The 18530-nt window shown below is 58.5% G+C and carries 15 protein-coding genes; 5 read left to right on the top strand and 10 right to left on the bottom strand.

Going from position 1 to position 18530, the window contains the following annotated elements; translation table 11 throughout:
- The first annotated feature begins 79 nt into the window (after positions 1–79).
- Positions 80–1558, top strand: a complete 1479-nt coding sequence (locus tag J2741_RS00515) for a TrkH family potassium uptake protein (protein WP_245249318.1) — start codon at positions 80–82, stop codon at positions 1556–1558.
- A 171-nt stretch (positions 1559–1729) separates the two neighbouring features.
- Here J2741_RS00515 and J2741_RS00510 read toward each other — a convergent pair whose 3' ends face one another.
- Complete coding sequence (locus tag J2741_RS00510; RefSeq protein WP_209673070.1) at positions 1730–2425, bottom strand: TIGR00266 family protein; 696 nt, start codon at positions 2423–2425, stop codon at positions 1730–1732.
- A 184-nt stretch (positions 2426–2609) separates the two neighbouring features.
- Between J2741_RS00510 and J2741_RS00505 the strand changes: the two genes are divergently transcribed.
- Complete coding sequence (locus J2741_RS00505) at positions 2610–4028, top strand: MFS transporter (protein WP_245249317.1); 1419 nt, start codon at positions 2610–2612, stop codon at positions 4026–4028.
- A 131-nt stretch (positions 4029–4159) separates the two neighbouring features.
- On the opposite strand, the gene J2741_RS00500 is transcribed toward J2741_RS00505, so the two are convergent.
- Positions 4160–4780, bottom strand: a complete 621-nt coding sequence (locus J2741_RS00500; protein ID WP_209673066.1) for a tetratricopeptide repeat protein — start codon at positions 4778–4780, stop codon at positions 4160–4162.
- Positions 4781–5107: 327 nt separating this feature from the next.
- Here J2741_RS00500 and J2741_RS00495 point away from each other — a divergent pair, with 327 nt between their 5' ends.
- A complete protein-coding gene (locus J2741_RS00495; protein ID WP_209673064.1) occupies positions 5108–5434 on the top strand; it encodes a hypothetical protein in 327 nt (108 codons plus the stop codon).
- Positions 5435–5657: 223 nt separating this feature from the next.
- Here J2741_RS00495 and J2741_RS00490 read toward each other — a convergent pair whose 3' ends face one another.
- The 4 genes from J2741_RS00490 to J2741_RS00475 form a co-directional block, all read right to left on the bottom strand.
- On the bottom strand, positions 5658–6698 hold the full coding sequence (locus tag J2741_RS00490) for a PAS domain-containing protein (RefSeq protein WP_209673062.1): 1041 nt from the start codon (positions 6696–6698) through the stop codon (positions 5658–5660).
- Between the two features lie 419 nt (positions 6699–7117).
- Positions 7118–8149, bottom strand: a complete 1032-nt coding sequence (locus J2741_RS00485) for an MEDS domain-containing protein (RefSeq protein WP_209673061.1) — start codon at positions 8147–8149, stop codon at positions 7118–7120.
- Positions 8150–8288: 139 nt separating this feature from the next.
- Positions 8289–9371 carry a DNA polymerase IV gene (dinB, locus tag J2741_RS00480; protein ID WP_209673059.1) on the bottom strand — a complete coding sequence of 361 codons (1083 nt, stop codon included), beginning with the start codon at positions 9369–9371 and terminating at the stop codon, positions 8289–8291.
- 80 nt (positions 9372–9451) lie between these two features.
- Positions 9452–9655 carry a hypothetical protein gene (locus J2741_RS00475; RefSeq protein WP_209673057.1) on the bottom strand — a complete coding sequence of 68 codons (204 nt, stop codon included), beginning with the start codon at positions 9653–9655 and terminating at the stop codon, positions 9452–9454.
- A 709-nt stretch (positions 9656–10364) separates the two neighbouring features.
- Between J2741_RS00475 and J2741_RS00470 the strand changes: the two genes are divergently transcribed.
- Positions 10365–10751, top strand: a complete 387-nt coding sequence (locus tag J2741_RS00470; RefSeq protein WP_209673055.1) for a YybH family protein — start codon at positions 10365–10367, stop codon at positions 10749–10751.
- Positions 10752–10995: 244 nt separating this feature from the next.
- Here J2741_RS00470 and J2741_RS00465 read toward each other — a convergent pair whose 3' ends face one another.
- From J2741_RS00465 to J2741_RS00455, 3 genes are all read right to left on the bottom strand, one after another.
- A complete protein-coding gene (locus tag J2741_RS00465; protein WP_209673052.1) occupies positions 10996–12924 on the bottom strand; it encodes an agmatine deiminase family protein in 1929 nt (642 codons plus the stop codon).
- Between the two features lie 114 nt (positions 12925–13038).
- On the bottom strand, positions 13039–14118 hold the full coding sequence (locus tag J2741_RS00460) for a histone deacetylase family protein (protein WP_209673050.1): 1080 nt from the start codon (positions 14116–14118) through the stop codon (positions 13039–13041).
- Complete coding sequence (locus J2741_RS00455; RefSeq protein ID WP_209673048.1) at positions 14115–15560, bottom strand: hydantoinase/oxoprolinase family protein; 1446 nt, start codon at positions 15558–15560, stop codon at positions 14115–14117. Before J2741_RS00455 ends, J2741_RS00460 begins: the two co-directional genes overlap by 4 nt.
- A 306-nt stretch (positions 15561–15866) precedes the next feature.
- Between J2741_RS00455 and J2741_RS00450 the strand changes: the two genes are divergently transcribed.
- Complete coding sequence (locus J2741_RS00450; RefSeq protein ID WP_245249315.1) at positions 15867–16370, top strand: TspO/MBR family protein; 504 nt, start codon at positions 15867–15869, stop codon at positions 16368–16370.
- A gap of 176 nt (positions 16371–16546) precedes the next feature.
- Here J2741_RS00450 and J2741_RS00445 read toward each other — a convergent pair whose 3' ends face one another.
- On the bottom strand, positions 16547–18442 hold the full coding sequence (locus J2741_RS00445) for a propionyl-CoA synthetase (RefSeq protein ID WP_245249312.1): 1896 nt from the start codon (positions 18440–18442) through the stop codon (positions 16547–16549).
- Positions 18443–18530: the final 88 nt, after the last annotated feature.

Raw genomic sequence — 18530 nt, 5'->3', positions numbered from 1 at the left:
GGGTCCATTCCGTGCGGTTCGCCTGGAACAGGGCCATTATAAACGTTTAATAACTATTTTGAGCCCCCGGTTCGCATGTATGGATACGCATATGCGGCGCTTCGAGCACCTGGCAATTATCGCCCACGATATGGGGGTTATTTTCGAATACCTCGGGGTTATAACGCTCGTCCCGTTCGTGGTGCTGATAATCTACCGGGAATGGGACATGATAATCCCCATGGGAATGGTCCCGCTTATATTCATGATCCTGGGATTGGTCATTACCCGGGTTCCCCGTAAGGAGTATGTCCCACAACTCAGCGTCGCCCTTGTCGCCGTCGCACTCACCTGGATGGCGGTGGCCCTGATCGGGGCAGTCCCGTTCGTGATCGGCCTGGATATGGCGTATGTCGACGGATTCTTCGAGGCAATGTCCGGCTGGACCGATACCGGGATCACCATGATGACCTCGATCGACACCGCCCCCAAAACCCTGATATTCTGGCGCTCGTTCATGCAGTGGGTCGGCGGGATCGGGGTCATCTCATTCGGGATCGCCATGCAGAGCCGCTCGGGCCTGGCCCAGTTCAGGCTTTACCGGTCCGAAGGACGGTCCGAGGCACTGATGCCGAGCGTGGTATCCACCGGGAGGCGGATGTGGGTGATCTATCTCATCCTTACGGTTGCGTTCACACTGCTCGTGCTGCTCTCCGGGATCCCGGTCTTCGATGCCGTGAACCTGACGATGGCCGCCGTTGCGACCGGGGGGTTCACCCCCCACGATGCGGGAATGATGTATTACGACAACACTCTGCTCGAATTTCTTCTCATCCCCGCAATGCTCGCAGGATCGTTCCCCTTCAAGATCTACTTCCTCCTCTACAGGAGGAGAGTGGTGCATATCCTGAAGGAGCGAACGGTCAGGGCGATCCTGATTCTCTCGGCGATCGGGGCGGTGATAGTATCCCTGAACCTCTTTTATCTCGCCGAAGAGCCGCTCCGAAGCACACTGCGTCAGGGAGTGTTCATGTCGGTATCTGCAGCGACCAGTACAGGCTTCCAGAACTCCAGCGTCCTGGCCTGGCCTGCGGTCGCCCTGATCATCATTATCCTGCTCATGCTCATCGGAGGAGCTTCGGGAAGCACTGCCGGGGGGTTGAAGGTAAACCGGGTTATCCTGGGATATGAGGGCCTGGTCTGGTGGTTCCGCCGGTTCTTCGTGCGGGGAAACGTGATCGTTCCATTCAAGCACGAGGGGAAGAACATCCCCCGGAAGATATCGGAACTGGAACTCTCCAAGAACCTGCTTATCGTGATCCTCTATCTCCTCGTGGTGTTCGTCGCGGTGATCCTCGCCCTGCATATGGTCACCACTTCCCTGCCCTCGCAGTTCGTGGTCTTCGATATCGTCTCTGCAATCGGGAATAACGGCCTCGGAGCCGGGTTCATCACCCCGACGAGCCCCGATCCGGTCAAGATACTGTTTATCGGCCTGATGTGGATCGGGAGGCTTGAAATCATCCCCGTGCTGATACTGGTGATGGGGGCTGTCCGTGGGTTCGAGGCTCCGACCTGATTCACCCGGGATCGTTCCGGAGACGGGAGTGGAACCGGGATACGGTCCCCCGCGCCCGGAATGCCGGAGGGGAATCGCGGAGAGAAATGGGAATGCTGTATCAGGGAATACTCCGGAGAATGAAGGCAGGAGACAAGAGAAAAAAAGCGTGGGAGAGTCGGTCGAACGCTCTCAGCGTGCCTTTGCCTGGACCCGGGGCTCGATGAGCGTCCAGAGCCAGTCGGCCATCTCGCGCACGTTCTTTGTCTGGATGTAGACATCACCTGGCCCGGAGATCCTGGTGACCAGGCCTTCGCCGGAAAGCAGGGTCTCCTTCAATCCTCCGAATTTTGTCACCTGGTACTGACAGCTGTCGCTGAAGGCGACAAGGTGGAAGTTGTCCACAATCATCTCCTCACCGGGTGCCAGCGTGTGCTTGTCGATCGCCCCGAAGGTGTTGATGAACAGTTTCCCCGAGCCGGTCACCTTGATCATGAACAACCCCTGCCCGAAGAGGCCTTTGGAGAAGCCCTGCCACTGGATGTCCAGATCGACGCCCTCTTCCGACGCGATATACGCCGATTTCTGAATAATGAACCCCTTGCCGGGGGCCACATCCATAGTCTCGATATCGCCCAGGGGTGCGGCGGAGAACGCGGCCTCCCCTACCCCGGCGGTCGCCGTGTAGTCGTTGACAAAGAAACTCTGACCTCCTACAAGACTTACCCCGAGACTCCCCCAGAACCCTTTCTCCCGTTTCCGGGTCTTCACCTCGATAGCAGGCTGCATGTAGGTGAGTGCGCCTGCTTCTGCGACGATGTGCTCCCCGGGGCTGAGCTGGACCACGAGGAGGGAGTAGGACGGACGGTATTTTATCTCGTACTTCATGATACCAGGTGAAACATGGGGCATGACATATCGTTATGATTTCTCTTCCGGGGAATTCACGCGGGTGCGAGCTTGAAAACCGAGGGCTTAAGAGAAATCCGGGTCTACCGGGATCACTACCGCGAAACTACCGGGAGGAATGAATGTGGGGACCTCTTCAGCCGTCGGAGATGCAATTTCACATTTGAGGGATAAGAAAAGGGTGGTCCTGTTTATTGCGGCCCTGGGCTCCTTCCTGACCCCGTTCGACACCTCGGCGGTGAACATTGCGCTCCCCACTATCGGAAAGGAGTTCATGCTCGACGCTATCACGCTCGGGTGGATCTCCACCGCGTACCTCCTTGCGAGCGCGGTCTTTCTGGTCCCGTTCGGCAAGCTCGGGGACCTCTACGGGAGGAAGAAGATCTTTCTCGCCGGAATAGGACTATTCGCGACCGCCTCCTTTGTAATCTCCCTCTCCCTCGATCCCGCGATGATCATCGCCCTCCGGTTCGTCCAGGGGATCGGGAGCGCGATGATCTTCGGGACAAGCCTGGCGATGCTTACGTCGGTCTACCCCAGGGAAGAACGCGGCAAAGCCATTGGGATCACCATAATGTGCGTCTATCTCGGGCTTTCACTCGGGCCCACCCTGGGCGGTTATATGACGGACATTCTTGGGTGGCGAAGCATCTTCTGGGTCAACATTCCCCTGGGAATCATCGTGATCGCCATGACCCTGCGCTACCTCGCCGGGGAATGGAAAGACCCCTCCGGCGGGAGGTTCGATCTCATTGGCGCGGTGATTTACGGACTTTCACTTTCTTCCCTTACCTATGGACTCTCGCTCGGACCGGTACCCGCGGCCCTGGGATTCCTCGTCCTCGCCGGAGCAGGGATCGCATACTTTGTATATTACGAGCTGAAAGCACCTTACCCGGTCCTTGAAATACGGCTCTTCTCAGGGAACAGGGTGTTTACCTTCTCGAACCTCGCCGCGCTGGTCAACTATTCCGCCACGTTCGCGGTGACCTTTCTGATGAGCCTCTACCTCCAGTTCGGGAAGGGCTTTTCGGCAGAGTATGCGGGCCTGATCCTTGTGGCCCAGCCGCTTACCCAGGCGATATTCGCCCCGCTCGCAGGCCGGCTCTCCGACAGGATCGAGCCGAGGTATATCGCCACCGCGGGGATGACGCTCACTGCGGTAGGCCTGCTATCCCTGACATTCCTCTCGGTGGATACCATGCTGGTATTCATCGTGGGGAGTCTTCTTTTCCTTGGAATGGGATTCGGTCTCTTCTCCTCTCCGAATACCAATGCGATCATGAGCTCGGTCCATCCCCGGTATTATGGGATCGCGTCCGGGATGGTGGGGACTATGCGCCTGGTCGGTCAGATGCTCTCCATGGGAGTTGCAATGATGGTATTTGCGGCGATCATCGGGAGTGTCCAGATTACCCAGGAGAAGATCCCCGAATTCATCGACAGCATACACCTGAGTTTCATGATCTTCTTCCTCCTTTGTGTGTTCGGGATTTTTGCCTCCCTCGTGCGGGGAAACATGAACCGGAGCATCCCCGGAGGCGGGAGCGTGACGCCGCCCCCACCAGGACGTCCCGAATGATGGACGATATGCCCGGGATCAGAGGAATGGATCGGGGAGGTAATCCCCGGGGATCCGGGACGGCAGTTCAGCGTTTCGTGCCGTTATTGCGGCCCATTGTTGCACTACCGCGGAAATGGGTACGTTCGCGGTTATTTCCAGGGGAAATTTATCATCTTAATGCAGGCTTCGGCCTCGGCTTCCCGCCCCAGCATATGGAGTGCGACTGATTTCTGGTAGTACACGAACGCATTGATCGCATTAAACTCCAGGGCGCGGTCGAAGCACCGGAGGGCCTCCTCGGGTCGGCCCGAATCGCGGAGCGCGATCCCCCGTGCGGTGAGGACCCTGATGTTTCGCGGGTTTTCTGAGAGTGAACGGTCAAAGCAGGCAATGGCCTCGTCGTACCGGGCGAGTTCGTTCAGGGCATATCCCTTGTCGTTCAGTGCGTAAGAGTAGTCGGGATCTATCGCGAGGGCCTGGTCGAATGTGGCGATCGCCTCCGCAAACCTCCTGATCTTCCGGAAGGTGTACCCTTTCTTGTAGATCGCGATAAGGTTCCGGGGATCGAGCGACAGGATGCGGTCGTAGCACCGTATCGCTTCCTCGTGTCTCCCGAGCTCGTAATAGATATCTCCCTTGAATTCCCAGGCTTTGAGATTCGAGGGGTCGGCCTCCAGGATCCTGTCGTAGAGGAGGAGGGCGTCCTCATGCCTGCCCATATCCATCAGGCGGCGGGCCTTTTCCATGAGCATCTCCTGCCCGTTTCCCATGAGGTAAAATCTCTCCAGGGCTCAATATACTTGTCGTGTGAAGCAGAGAATCTTCAGCGGTGCCTCCCGGCCCCCCCACGGCAAAGGTCAGTTTTCCGGGATATGAGAAATCCATCCCCATTGATCGGAGGATTGCAAAAACGGTGCGAGGCAAGTCCTGTGTACCGGACGATGCGGATAACCGGCGCTATGGTATTAATATAAATAACGCGGGGGGGAGTGTTCTGGTGGCGGCATGGATCCACCGGATTTTATGACCGCCCGGGAGAGACTTCTCCGGTTAACGGGGAATCTTTGCCGAGATTAGACAGAGGATACGCCAAGGAGGTGAGATCAATAGCAGGAATAATCCGACGTATAATCCCAATCCTTATCGTGATATCCCTGGTGTTTATGATCCAGGGTGTCTCTGCATATTCGGGTATCAGCAATCTTTTCCAGAACCAGCTCGATTCCGTTGGATCGGGGACCAGCACATTTCCGACGATGACATTACAGGGACAGCCGACCACCGGGTCGATCTCTGCATTCGGTAATTTCCACGATCTGCAGGGGACCGGGTCGTCACCTGCTTCGACAATCCAGTATCACCAGCAGGTAACCGCCAGCGGCACCATCAGCAATTTCGGATTTTCGATTGCATACCATGGATAACATAAAAATACCTTTTTTTTCGGGAATATCCCACAGGGGACACTCGTCCGGCGGGCCTGGCGGTCCTATGCATACCTGAGTCCGAGGACCGCGAATCCAGGGTAATCTTTTTATGTTGCCGGCACCCTCCATCGAAAATCCCGGATTGGCCCCGTTCTCTACAGACCCCGGAAGATGTTCTTCTCAAGGGGGGGTCATAAACGCTTCGGTATGGCTCAAAAACTCAGTTACGGTGATATTTCTTCAGGTATTGCCTTACCAGGTCCGACTCCAGGGACCCCCGATCGAGCTGATCGACGGTCCGGTCGATCCGTTCCGCCTGTTCGAGGATGCGCCTTCCCTCCTCAGACTCGAGCAACCCGGCGATTCCTACGATGACTCCCAGGTTGTTTCGTATCCTGTCTCCCAGGGTGGCGAACTGGAGGATGTTCTCTTCAAGCTGCTCCGAGGCCTTCAGCCGGAGATCCTCGAGAGCCCTCCTCTCGGAGACATCACGGGAGATGGAGATCACCACTTTCCGGTCGCCTATCATGATTGCGTGGGCATTGACCTCCACGGGAATCCTCGTCCCGTCCCTGGCCACATGCTCCATATCGAACATTATCTGCCCTTTGATAAACAGGCGTTTCATTAAAAGACCGATCGTGCCAACCCTTTCCGGGGGGACGATGTCCATGGGTGAATGGGCCGAGAGTTCCTCCCTGGTATACCCCAGTCTCCGGCACGCGGCATCGTTCACCTCGAGGAACCGTCCCGGGAGCATCAGGGGCCCTATCTCGAAGACGAGGATCGCATCGTTCGCCTGCTGGAACAACAACCGGTACTTTTCTTCGCTCCTGGAAAGCCTCTCCTGTGCCTTTTTCCACCGGGTTATTCTCCGGTAGGTCTCCAGTCTGTAGAGACCGTTGCATCCCTGCTTGATCCTTCGCGATGAGTACTCCAGCCAGAACGGCGTACCTTCACGGGAGGTCCCGCGAAGTTCCACGTGTTCTCCCGGAGTGGAGCGTACATGCGTTGAAAAAAGAGAAATGCTTGCCTTTTCACCCCCGTCGAGGCAGGGTGCGATGCATGTCCGGATAAAATCAGTATACGGCATCCCGGAAACACGGGACGAGGTGCACCCGAAGAGATCCTCCATGCACCTGTTTATGTAGATCACCGTCCCGTTCTGTTCCAGTACGATCCCGTCTTCGAGGAGATCCGCAAGGAGCAGACCCAGCCCGTCCGATCCCGATTCCGGTACAAGCGTCAGGGAGGGTTCCATGTAATGGAAGGAATGTTCCTACCAAATTCATATAAATGTTTGTTTTCTCAACAGTCCACCTGGGATCCGCCGGCGGGTTTCATATGGATCAGGTGGAAGGTCCCGGAGTGTCAGTAATCCCGAACGCTTCCGTTTCCATGACCCGGCCCGATCCGTAACGTGGTGTGATACGGCGCGGGGAGGTGTGTTCCCTGAAGCCGTGTATCTCCTGAACCATCCCAGGGCGGAGCGGCGCTCTCCCGGTTCGAGGTATCGATTGGTGCGGTTATTCTGCCGGCTTTCCCTCAGGGGCCGGAGTGTCCCCACCGTCCCTGTTCGCATAATAAGACACGTCCTTCCCCGTCGACCATGAGGATCATATCCGGAGACGCTGACGATCGCCCGCTCCATAACCAGGGGCCGTCGTCCTCCGCTCAGATTCAGGTCGGGGGCTCGCGGACCTCCCTGAATATACCGCGGGTATAGACTGGTTTTCCCTGGTGAATCCTGGCGTTGACGTTTCCCTCCACGAATACCTTCTCTCCGTTACGGGTCCGGAACACAGCATCGACATGACCCAGTTCATGCCCCTCCATCACTTCGGAAAAAAGGATCCGGCATTTATCCACACAGGTCGGGTCGAGGATGTCGAACAGCGTCAGGCCTGCAATCTCGGATTCGTCGTATCCCAGCCGTTCTCTCCAGGCACGGTTGGTGAAGAGGAATTTTCCCTCGGGGGACACGCTCTGGATCAGGTCGCTCGCATTCTCGAGCAGGTCGTGGAAACGCTCTTCGCTCTCCTCGAGTTCCGCCCGGATATGCGTGAGGTTCATCAATGTCCCGATCCAGTGGCCGAGCTCGAGGGAAGAGAGAGAATAGCGACGGGCATCCGATGAAGGTATGTAAAAGATATTGTCGTGAAGTTCCCCCTCGATGATCGCCTTTGGGTGGGTGCGCAGCACGTCCTGGAGGACTTCGGAGGGGAAAAGGCCCATTTCATAGAGGCAGACAAGCGTGATCTGTTGTTCATCCAGGAGTGTTTCAATCCCTGCCATATCCCCGGTGACCCGCTGGCTCGAACGGGGTCGATGCGGGATAGGCGGGACTTCCCGAATCAGGCAAAGGCCCGGAAATTTTTCTTCGCCCGCTTTTGAAATCACCGTTTTCATGAAATCCCGGGCATGGGCGCTGTCCGAAAAGGCCTGATGAAATGCCGGTTCGGACGAGCACAGGATCTCGAGGGCCCTGGATGAGGACATGCCGTTGCCGGTGCCGTCCTGCCAGAGGCGGCCGATCCTCTCCGGGGTGCTGGAACGGGCAAGGTACATTACCTTCCATCCCTTGCGGAAGATATCCCCGAATAGTCGTGGAAGCAGGGTGCGGCTCTCTTCATCGTCGCGGAGAAGCACGCAGATGTGGTCGCCGGGAGATATCTCCCGCGATTGCCGGGTCCGGAGCTGGTCCTTTTCCATCGTATTCCTCAAAAATTTCTGCCGGCTGCAAAGGATTTGGAAGGATGCTGCCTGCAGCGCGGATATAGCTTACCTGATATAATTCAATTATAAAATAGTATCCGGATGACGTGCCGGGGGACAGCGATTGCGCCGGGGGTCAGCCGAAATCGCCGATGGTTTTTTGATTTTTCTCCCTGGTACGGAGCCCTGAAAGTTTTACCCCGATAAGCCTGACCTTCTTACTCCCCAGCGATTCCAGGAGCGCGGTACGGGCAATCTCGTTCAGTTGCCGGAGATCTGTTGCGGGATGAACCAGTGACCGTGCCCTCTGCCGGGTCTGGAAATCCTCGTACCGCACCTTCACCGTCACGGTGCGTGCCATGTAGCCTTCGTCCCGCATGGTATGGTGCACATCCTTCATCAGGTCGTCGAGAACGCCCAGGATAAGGTCGATATCACCGGTATCCTCCGTAAACGTGGTTTCACGACTGATAGACCTGGCAGAATCACGCTGTTCGACCTCTCGTTCGTCTTCCCCGAACGCGAGCCGCTGCATCGCGAGCGCCCATCTCCCGAACCGCGACTGGAGCCTCTGGATGTCAGCATGGGCAAGGTCGCCGATGAGCACGATCCCCATCTCGTGCAGCTCGCGGGCGGTCTTTTTCCCTACACCCGGGATCTTCTCCACCGGGAGCGGAAACAGGAATCCCTCCGTTTCTTCCGGCCGGACTACGGTAAGTCCGTCAGGTTTTTTGTAATCGGATGCAATCTTGGCTACTACTTTCGAGTGACCGATCCCGATCGAGCAGGTGAGCCGTTCCTCTTCCCGTATCGCGCGCTTTATCCGGGTCGCGATCTCCTTCGCGGTCTCGAATGTCCCCGCCGGTGTGAGATCGAGATAGGCCTCATCGATGCTCACCTGCTCGAGCTTATCGCTGTACCGGGAGAGTATCTCCATAATCCGGGCGGATGTCCTTTCATAGAGGGAAAAATGGGGGGTGATGAAGATTGCGTCGGGGCAGAGGCGGTACGCTTTCGAGATGGGCATCGCCGAGTGGATACCAAACTTCCTTGCCTCGTAGGATGCCGTACTTACCACACCCCTTCCGTGGCCACCCAGGGGATCCGCTCCCACAACCACAGGTTTTCCCGCAAGGTCGGGGTGCTCACGGATCTCGACCGAGGCGTAGAAACTGTCCATGTCGAGGTGGAGGATTATCCGGAACACTGTATTCGGCATCTGTATCACAGGACCATGACCATCCTGGAGTTCTGGGACTTCCGGGTGACCGGGAAGAGGCCGGGAGGACGAAATTCCAGCTATTCAATTCTAAAATTTTTCTCCGCCTGGGGGCGCTCGAGAAGCATCAGTTTCTCCTCGAGATTTTTCAGGTCGGCCTTCAATTTCAGGTTCTCCATCATCAGTTTGTTCAGTGTTAGGGACAGGCTGGCGTTCTGATTCGAGATGGTCTCGATCCTTTTCTCAAGTTTTTCTATATACTCGTTCATCTCTTCAGGATCCATGATGCCCTCCGGATCCGTCACGGTCACGCGGACGGCCCGTTCCTCTTCCTGCCGCCCCCTCTCCCCGGTGAAGAAGGAGCGGTTCAGTACTGCTTGTTGGTCGATGCATTGTCAAATAACTTGCCACTTTCACCGGGGAATTAAATTCGAAATGTTAATATTTATTGATTTTATAGCATCTAGTGCCGAGATCTCTCGATCCGGCCCAATATCAGAATCAGGTACTACCCCCCCAACAACAGCAGTGAAGATGTGACCAGGAACATCATCCCGGTCAAACCCCCATATCTTCACACAACATTTTATTGACTTTTTGTGGTCGGGTGGGCTCCACGTAATTCATTCCTGAATTTCGTCCGGTTTCCCCTCGTGGCATATCGACTGTCGCAGTGTTCATCCCGCGTTCAGGTTGCGCGATGACGCGTCAGGCGTGCGAATGGGAAGGTATCACCGCCACTCCGGAATCGACCGGAACGAATTCACGATCACGATGATGCAGGATCATACGAGTCTGTCCCTCGCGTCCGGTCTCCCTGATTATTTCGCCGGATTGAGGTGGGATCAGCTCGAAATCAGACGATATTATGTCCATTCCGGAAACCCATTGCTCCGCGGGGGGGTTCACATCCTTCGTAGGGTACGGCATACTCACTGGAGGAGACCCCACCAGGAGAAAACGTAAATGACCGGGGGAACCACTTCATAACGGATGATGGTCAGTCAGCAGACGAGGCTCCAGGTGCTTGACGTGATAGACCGTTTTGCCCTGCACTGCTCAAGGAAAGAGGTCGAGGAGGCGAGTTCGCTCGTCCATCCGGAATTTTTCGGATTCTTCCGCGAAGGAGAGAGAGTGGATGGCCGGGAGCACTTCTCCTCCCACCTTCGCGGGATCCTCGATCGTTACGACGATGTGAGAATATCCTTTGAAGACATCGTGATTGGTGCGGAAGGGACGATCGTGTGGGTCACCGCGACCTGCCGTTCGCGGTATGGCGGTGACGAAGGAACCTCGGAGCAGACCGCCCGGTTCTCCGCGGTCATGAGAGGGACGGGCCATGCCTGGCTCTTTGCGATGTTCCATCTCTCTCCCTTTTGAATTCCGTTTTCCCTGTTCTTTCCCGACCCCCGTGCCGGCCGGACGGCACCCGTTCCGGTCTGAAATCTTCGGATGAACGGGATCCCTACGGCATGCCCACGGTGACGCTCTCGACGATATCCTGCCCGGGTCCACTACATTCCCGATCTGGTGTTACGAACATATTCATTCGGGTCTCCTGGAGGGGAAGGTCGCCCTGAAAGAGAACCGGGGTTAATAGAGAATAACCGGGGCGATTCCTAGTCTACAAGGCGGGTTGCTGCTGGGTGATGCAATGAATCGCGCCCAACCCCTCGACAAGACGGCGGGAGGGTATCCCCAACACTTTTCTCCCCGGGAAGAGTTCCTCGAGTACCATCAGGGCAAGTCCGTCGTGCGGGTCGCCGAAGACCGGGACGAGGACGACCGAGTTCCCGATATAGAAATTGAGGTAGCTCGCGGGATAGCGCATCCCCTCTTCCGTCACCGCACCGGGCATTGGCAATGGTATCACCTGGAGGGGGTTACCATCCTGGTCAGTGGATTCCTTCAGTATACGATAATTTTCCATGAGCGGTTCGAAGTTGGGATCTCCGGGGTTCTCCTCGAGAGCGCAGACCACCGTTCGTTCGTCCACGAAACGGGCAATATCGTCGACGTGCCCGTCGGTATCGTCACCGGCGATGCCCCGCTTCAGCCATATTACATGGCGTGCTCCAAGATACCGGAGCAGGTATTCCTCGATCTCGGACCGGGAAAGCTCCGGATTCCGGTTCCGGTTCAGGAGGCACTGCTCGGTGGTAAGGAGCGTGCCGGCCCCGTTCAGGTCGACCGATCCTCCTTCCAGCACGATTCCAGGGGAGTATCGGGGGATCCCGAGCACTTTTTCGAGGTATTCCGGCACGTTGGTGTCTTCCATGAGGTCGGGATATTTCTCACCCCATGCGTTGAAGGTCCAGTGCACCATTTCCAGCGTCCGGGAAGTCGTATTCATCACGAAAAGGGGGCCGTAATCCCTGAACCAGACATCGGCATATCTCGTGCGGTGGTAGGTAACCCTGTCCGGGTCCCCTCCACAGGATGCAACGACCTTCCTCGCCAGTTCCTCCATCCCGGGATTGAGGACCAGAAGGTTGATCCGTTCGTGATCCTGAAGTGCACCGATGATCTCACCGTAGGTTGTCTCAACCTCGGTGAGATGGGGGAAGGTGGTCTGGTCGTAGGGCCAGGCAAGCCACACCGCGTCGTGTTTTTCCCATTCAGCGGGCATCCTCATGGCTCCGGTCGATTCATGGGGGAGAATTTCGCAGGCCGGGCAGGATACCACCTGGTCTCCGAGGGAAATGCCGAGCAGTCTGTAGGTCTCGGGCCTGCGGTTCCGTAAAAATCCCCAGCCTTCACGCACCCTGGTGTTCATGGAGAGGTCGATATCACAGAGCAGCACCTCTTCCCGGTCTTCCGGAGCCCGGGCGATCACGTTCCCGAACGCGTCGCAGACGAACGAACCCCCGAAAAAGTCAATTTCCCCCTCGGTCCCGGTCCGGTTCACCGCCGCGACATGCACCCCGTTGGCGATGGCGTGCCCCCGCTGCACCGTCTCCCAGGCGGTCCGCCAGTCTCCCTCTTCCGGGTCTTCCATCCCGCGTATCCGGCCGATGGCGGTAGGATAGAGTATCAGCTCCGCACCCATGAGGGCGAGCATCCGGGCGGCTTCGGGGAACCACTGATCATAGCATATCAGGACGCCAATCTTCCCGATCGGAGTAGGATAGACCCGGTATTCGTGCCCCGCCCGGAAATAATTCTTCTCGTAAAAACAGGGGTCGAACGGGACGTGGACCTTCCGGTAAGGGGGGAGGAGTTCGCCATGATCATCGATCATAACGGCGGTATTATGGTAACTTCCCGAACCGCTCCGCTCATAGATCGGTACAACCACGTGCACCCCCAGGTCGCGTGCCAGCCCGGCGAAGAGGCCTGTAGTCTCCCCGGGAATTGACTCTGCATATGCCGAGGCATCCGTATGTTCGAACCGGGGAAAATACGGGGTCCTGAACAGTTCCTGCAGGCAGATCAGGGATGCCCCTCCTTTCGCGGCCCTGATCACCATGTCCCGGGTTCGATTCAGGTTCCAGGCCGTGTCCTCCGAGACGGCAGTCTGAATAAGCCCGATCCTGACGGTGCGCTTCTCCATTCTTCTCTTATCCTTATGGCGGACCCGTTTACATATAAGTTCGTGACCGAAGATCGCTGACATCAGGCATATGCATCGCCCGGACGCGATTGGTGGAGAGACCGGGATGACGCTTCACCGGAAGGCCTGCCAGAACGGTGCAAGCCGGGCTCTAAGGGCCCCGGCCATCTCTTCGACCCTGTACCGTGCCGAGGGATCTTCCGCCCTTGCGAGCAGCCCACGGAGCGATGACGGTTCCCTTATACCCGAGAGATCGAGACCCGCCATCGCCGCGATTATCCCCAGGTTCGTGTATGGAAGGCCGCCCTCGACACTATAGCCGCCTTCGAGTACCGCGACAAGCCTGCCTTCGCAGAGTTCCGAGGCGAGGTCCGTGGTAGAGGCCATCAGGTCCGCGTATCCCCGTGCAGTGAGCGCGAGACCGGTGAGAGGGTCGGTGAAGTGGTTGTCCTGCCCTGCCGAGACCGCGATGAAGTCCGGGGAGAACTCCCTTGCCAGGGGAGCAATGATCTCCCTGAACAGGCAGGCGTAGGAATCGTCTCCGGTCCCGGCCGGGACCGGCATGTTAACCGTGTACCCCACGCCGGCCCCTGCCCCGGTCTCGTCGATCATTCCCGATCCCGGGTAGAACGGAGACTGATGAATGGAGCAGAACAGGACCGTGGGATCGGCATAGAATATTTGCTGGGTCCCATCGCCGTGATGCGCGTCCCAGTCGAGGATCAGCACCTTCGGAACTCCTCTCCGCTGGAGATGGCGGACCATTACGGCCATGTTGTTCAGGTAGCAGAACCCTGCGCCAGTGCCCATGCGGGCGTGGTGCCCGGGCGGACGGACCAGGGCAAATGCATTTCCGGCTTCTTTGTCGATCACCGCGTCTGCGGCTCGCATCGCCCCTCCGGCGGCGAGGAGCGCAGCGTCCCAGAGCCCGGCCGGGACACTGGTGTCAAAGTCGATGAAACCCCCTCCCCTGCTTGCCTCTTTCAGGAATCCGACGTACTCGGGAATATGGACCGCAAGGACGGCCTCTTCGGGGGCGGGATACGGGACCAGGCGGACGATCCCCGGGAAGTCCCATATCCCCTCCTCTTCGAGCTGGTCGAGGGTGTAGGCCAGGCGCTCCCTCCGCTCGGGGTGAGTGGGGCTCTGTTCGTGGAGCAGGTATGCCCGGTCGTATACGATACCGGTGGTCATCGGGCCTCCGCGGTGATGCCGGGTTCGACCTGCACCACACAGTCCGCGATATATTCTGTCCGGTAGCTCCCCCGCACTACATTGTAGGAGGCGAAACCGAGCACGTCCACCACGCGCACATCGCGGGGGTCCGCGCCCTCCTTAAGCGCCCGATCCCTCGCCTCCTGTCGGCAGAACGCGACCATACGGTCATCGTCCCTGATCCCGGGGAAGGCTGAAGGCTCCCCGTTCACGGTCAGAGTCTTCTTCCCGGTGTCGAGCCTGAAGGACAGGGTAAGACTGAACCGGGATACCGCGACGCCGACCGCATTGGCGCAGGCACCATGCTCCGGGATAATCGCCCGGCAGCCTGTTTCCCCGGCGATACGGGGGAGAAGCCAGGGTGCGAGGTACCCGGTGCCGACGAGCGTGCGGCATCCGAATTCCCTGACTGCCGGGATTACCGCCCGGGCGTACCAATCCAGGGCGGTTTCCGCATCTTTTTGCGTGCATACGGCGGATCTGGCCGAATTTCCTATCCCGGCACCCATGACATTGAGGGCATCGGTAAGCGTGGGATGCTCCCCCCCGAATGCACGGGCATTGCCCGCTCTTTTTCCCGGAACTCCTCCGCGCACCTGCGAATCCCCGCCGTACGGAATGGAAAGGCCTTCTGCAACCTGTGCGAGCGTGGTGACTCCCCCGAACACGAGGGGTTTCATCACCGGTTTTCCATCCCTGACCACCACGAGGTCCGTCGTGGTCCCCCCGATGTCGACGACCACGCAGTCCTTTACCCCGGTAAGGTAGTACGCTCCGAGGGCGACGGCCGCATTGCTGGACTGGTAAAGGAGTGCCGGGTTCTCCCGGACCGTTGCGGGCGTCGCCAGACCCCCGTCACCCTTGAAGAACAAGAACCCGGGATGCACCCCGCCGACCAGGGACGCAATCGCAGAAACGGTCTCTTTAATCTGTGCGTTCAGCTTCGTCGTCGCCACTCTGGCAGGAAAGTTGAGCATTCCAAGGGGGCAGGAGAGCGCAATTCTCTCGTCCGGATACGTCTGAAGGGCGATATCGAGGATCTCAAGTTCCAGCGCGGGATTCCGCACGGAAAATTTCGCTGCCACGGCAAGCACGTCCCCCTGCTCGGACCGGATTGCCTCACGTACCTCTTCACTGTCCAGCGGTTCCACCACTTCCCCGCGGTGATTCACCGCCCCGGAGACGCCCCGGGGGAAAGTGAGACCCGGCCCGGGGACCGCGATGGTGGCAACCTTCGGGGGTGTCCCGGCGAGGATGAGGTTCAGCGGCTGCGAGGTGCTGACGGCAAGGCGTCCACCCTTTTTCATCGCTCCTTTCAGAGCGTCAAGTCCCAGGTGATTCGGGACCTTTTGTGACCTGACGGTCCCGTCGATGGTAACTACATCGGTATTCGTCCCCCCGATATCCACCCCGGTCAGCATACACGGTTCTCCGGACTCACGATTGCTCCTCGATCCCGACCACAGGCCTCTTGCTGCCTTTCCGGATCGATCCGGCCACGGAGCCTGCACCCTGCACCGGGGTCCCTTTCCGCCGAACTATTCAGGACTCCCGGGCGGAACTCTCCCTTTCCGGGAATAGCCCTGTCTGACTGTCGACCTGAAAGCAGGGACGGAAATGGCGTATCCGCCCAATAACATTTATGGAAATGGCGTCGGCCTGACAATATAACTATCCCGGGCCCGGGAGGTGAAGACTTATAAGAACCCGCTGCATAACGGACGAGCATGGGATCGTTCGGAGGAGAGACCCGGACGGGGATGGTCGTCCGCTACGCGGTGTCGATCATCCTTTGTATCATGGCAGGGGTGACAGGATCGGCCGTTACAGTTACCGGTACCGGTTCCTGGTACGCCTCCCTGGAAAAACCATGGTTCACCCCCCCGGACTGGGTATTCGGCCCGGTATGGACCACTCTCTACATTCTTATGGGAATCTCCCTCGCGATGGTCTGGGGTGCATGGAAGGAGAACAACCCCCTCGCAAAGACGGGGATCATTCTCTTCGCCATTCAGCTCGGCCTGAACGTGGCCTGGTCGTTCGTGTTCTTCGGCCTGCAGTCTCCTCCCCTCGGACTCGCAGGGATCGTCGCGCTCTGGATCGCGATCCTCGCTACAATCGTGTGGTTCTGGAGGATTCGGAGAATCGCGGCGGTTCTCCTCATCCCCTACATCGTGTGGGTGACCATTGCAGCCTTCCTGAATTACTCGCTCCTGGTGCTCAATCCGTGAAAGGAAAGGTTCTTGCGCCGGATTGCACCGGCTGCGATGCATGCACGCCAGTCACCGCCTGGCGGAAGCGCATCAAAGAAAATTAATTGATCCCTTCGCGTGAACCAGGCACAGGGAATGAAAATGCGGGAGGCATTTTTCACATGAAAGAGCGGGAACCGGAGACGGCCCCGCGGTCATCCTCCCCCGGGGTACCCTTCACGCTTCAGCACACGGGCGATCTCTCCAAGGACCGCCGGGTCCTCGATGGTGGAGGGGATCCGGTATTCCTCCCCGTCGGCAATACTCTTCAGAGTCCTCCGGAGGATCTTACCCGACCGTGTCTTCGGGAGACGGGAGACGACGACTGCACGTTTGAACGATGCGATCGGGCCGATCTTCTCTCTGACCATGGCGATCAGTTCCTTTTCGATCTGCCGGCTGTCCCTGTCCACTCCCGATTTGAGCACTACGAACCCGAGAGGCACCTCCCCCTTCACCGGGTCGTGAACCCCGGTCACCGCACATTCCGCTACGTCCGGGTGAGACGAGATCACCCCTTCCATCGACCCGGTGGAGAGCCGGTGCCCCGCGGTGTTGATGATATCGTCCGTTCGTCCCATGATCCAGAGGTACCCGTCGGGATCGATGAACCCGGCATCTCCGGTGACGTAGTACCCGGGATACCGGGACAGGTAAGTTCCCACGAACCCCTCGTCATTCTTCCAGAGGGTCGTGAGGCACCCGGGAGGCAGGGGGAGCTTCACCACGACGTTCCCGGTCGACCCGGCGGGAAGTCCCTTCCCCGATTCGTCCAGCACACGGATATCATAGCCCGGAACAGCCTTCGTGCATGAACCTGGCTTCACCGGGAGCAGTTCCAGCCCGGCAGGGTTTGCGGCCATGGGCCATCCCGATTCGGTCTGCCACCAGTGATCGATGACAGGGATCCCGAGGAGTTTCCCGGCCCACGCCAGGGTATCGGGGTCGCAGCGCTCACCGGCGAGGAAGAGCATCTTCAGCCGGGACAGGTCGTAACGCTCCCGGTACCTGCCATCCGGGTCTTCTCTCTTGATGGCGCGTATCGCAGTAGGGGCGGTGAACAGGGTGTCGACCCCGTGGTCCGAGACCACCCTCCAGAATGCTCCCGGGTCCGGGGTCCCCACCGATTTTCCCTCGTAGAGCACCGAGGTGCACCCGTACGCGAGCGGGGCATAGACAATGTAGGAATGGCCCACAACCCAGCCGATATCGGACGCCGCCCAGAAGGTTTCGCCCGGTTCCATGCCGTAGATATTTTTCATGCTCCAGAGCAGGGCTGCGAGGTGGCCGCCATGGTCCCGGACGACTCCTTTCGGCACCCCCGTTGTCCCTGAAGTATAGAGGATATAGAGCGGATCGGTCGCCCTGCACGGGACACAACCGGCGGGATCCGCATCGATAAAGGTATCCCAGTCAATGTCCCTGCCCTCCCGGAGTGGCGCCTCGTGTTGGGGCCTCTGAAGGATTACGCAGGCCTTCGGGGAGATCTTCGCAAGTTCGACGGCCTGATCGAGCAGCGGCTTATAGGGGATTATCCTGTTCACCTCGATCCCGCACGAAGCGGATATAATGACCGCGGGGGAGGCATCGGCGAGCCTGGATGCCAGTTCCCGGGCGGCAAACCCTCCGAAGACCACCGAATGGATGGCCCCCAGCCTGGCGCAGGCGAGCATGGCGACGATCGCCTCGGGGACCATGGGCATATAGATCACCACCCGGTCTCCCTTTCCTACCCCGAGTGCGGCAAGCCCCCCGGCACACCGGGAGACTTCCCGGGTAAGGGCTCCATAGGTGTAGCGTCGTACGGTTCCGGTCACGGGGCTGTCATAGATGAGGGCGGGCTGTCGTTCCCTCCCTTCCCTGACATGCCGGTCGAGCACATTGTCGCAGGTATTGAGCACACCACCGGAGAACCAGCGGTAAAATTGCGGGACCGAGGGATCGAGAACCCTGTCCCACCGGCGGATCCATTCCACGGCATCCCCGGCACCGGCCCAGAAACGGTCCGGATCATCGATGGACAGGCGATACACCTCATCGTACGTTGCCAAACAGATTATCCCCCTGTACGTGAGATCTCGCGCCCACCAAGTGATATATTTTCCGGGATGGCCTCGGGAGAGGACTCCTGCAGCACCT

The sequence above is a fragment of the Methanolinea mesophila genome, from assembly GCF_017873855.1.
Classification (GTDB): domain Archaea; phylum Halobacteriota; class Methanomicrobia; order Methanomicrobiales; family Methanospirillaceae; genus Methanolinea_B; species Methanolinea_B mesophila.
Note: the sequence above shows the minus strand (reverse complement) of the source record. Positions and strands in the feature narration are given on the sequence as shown.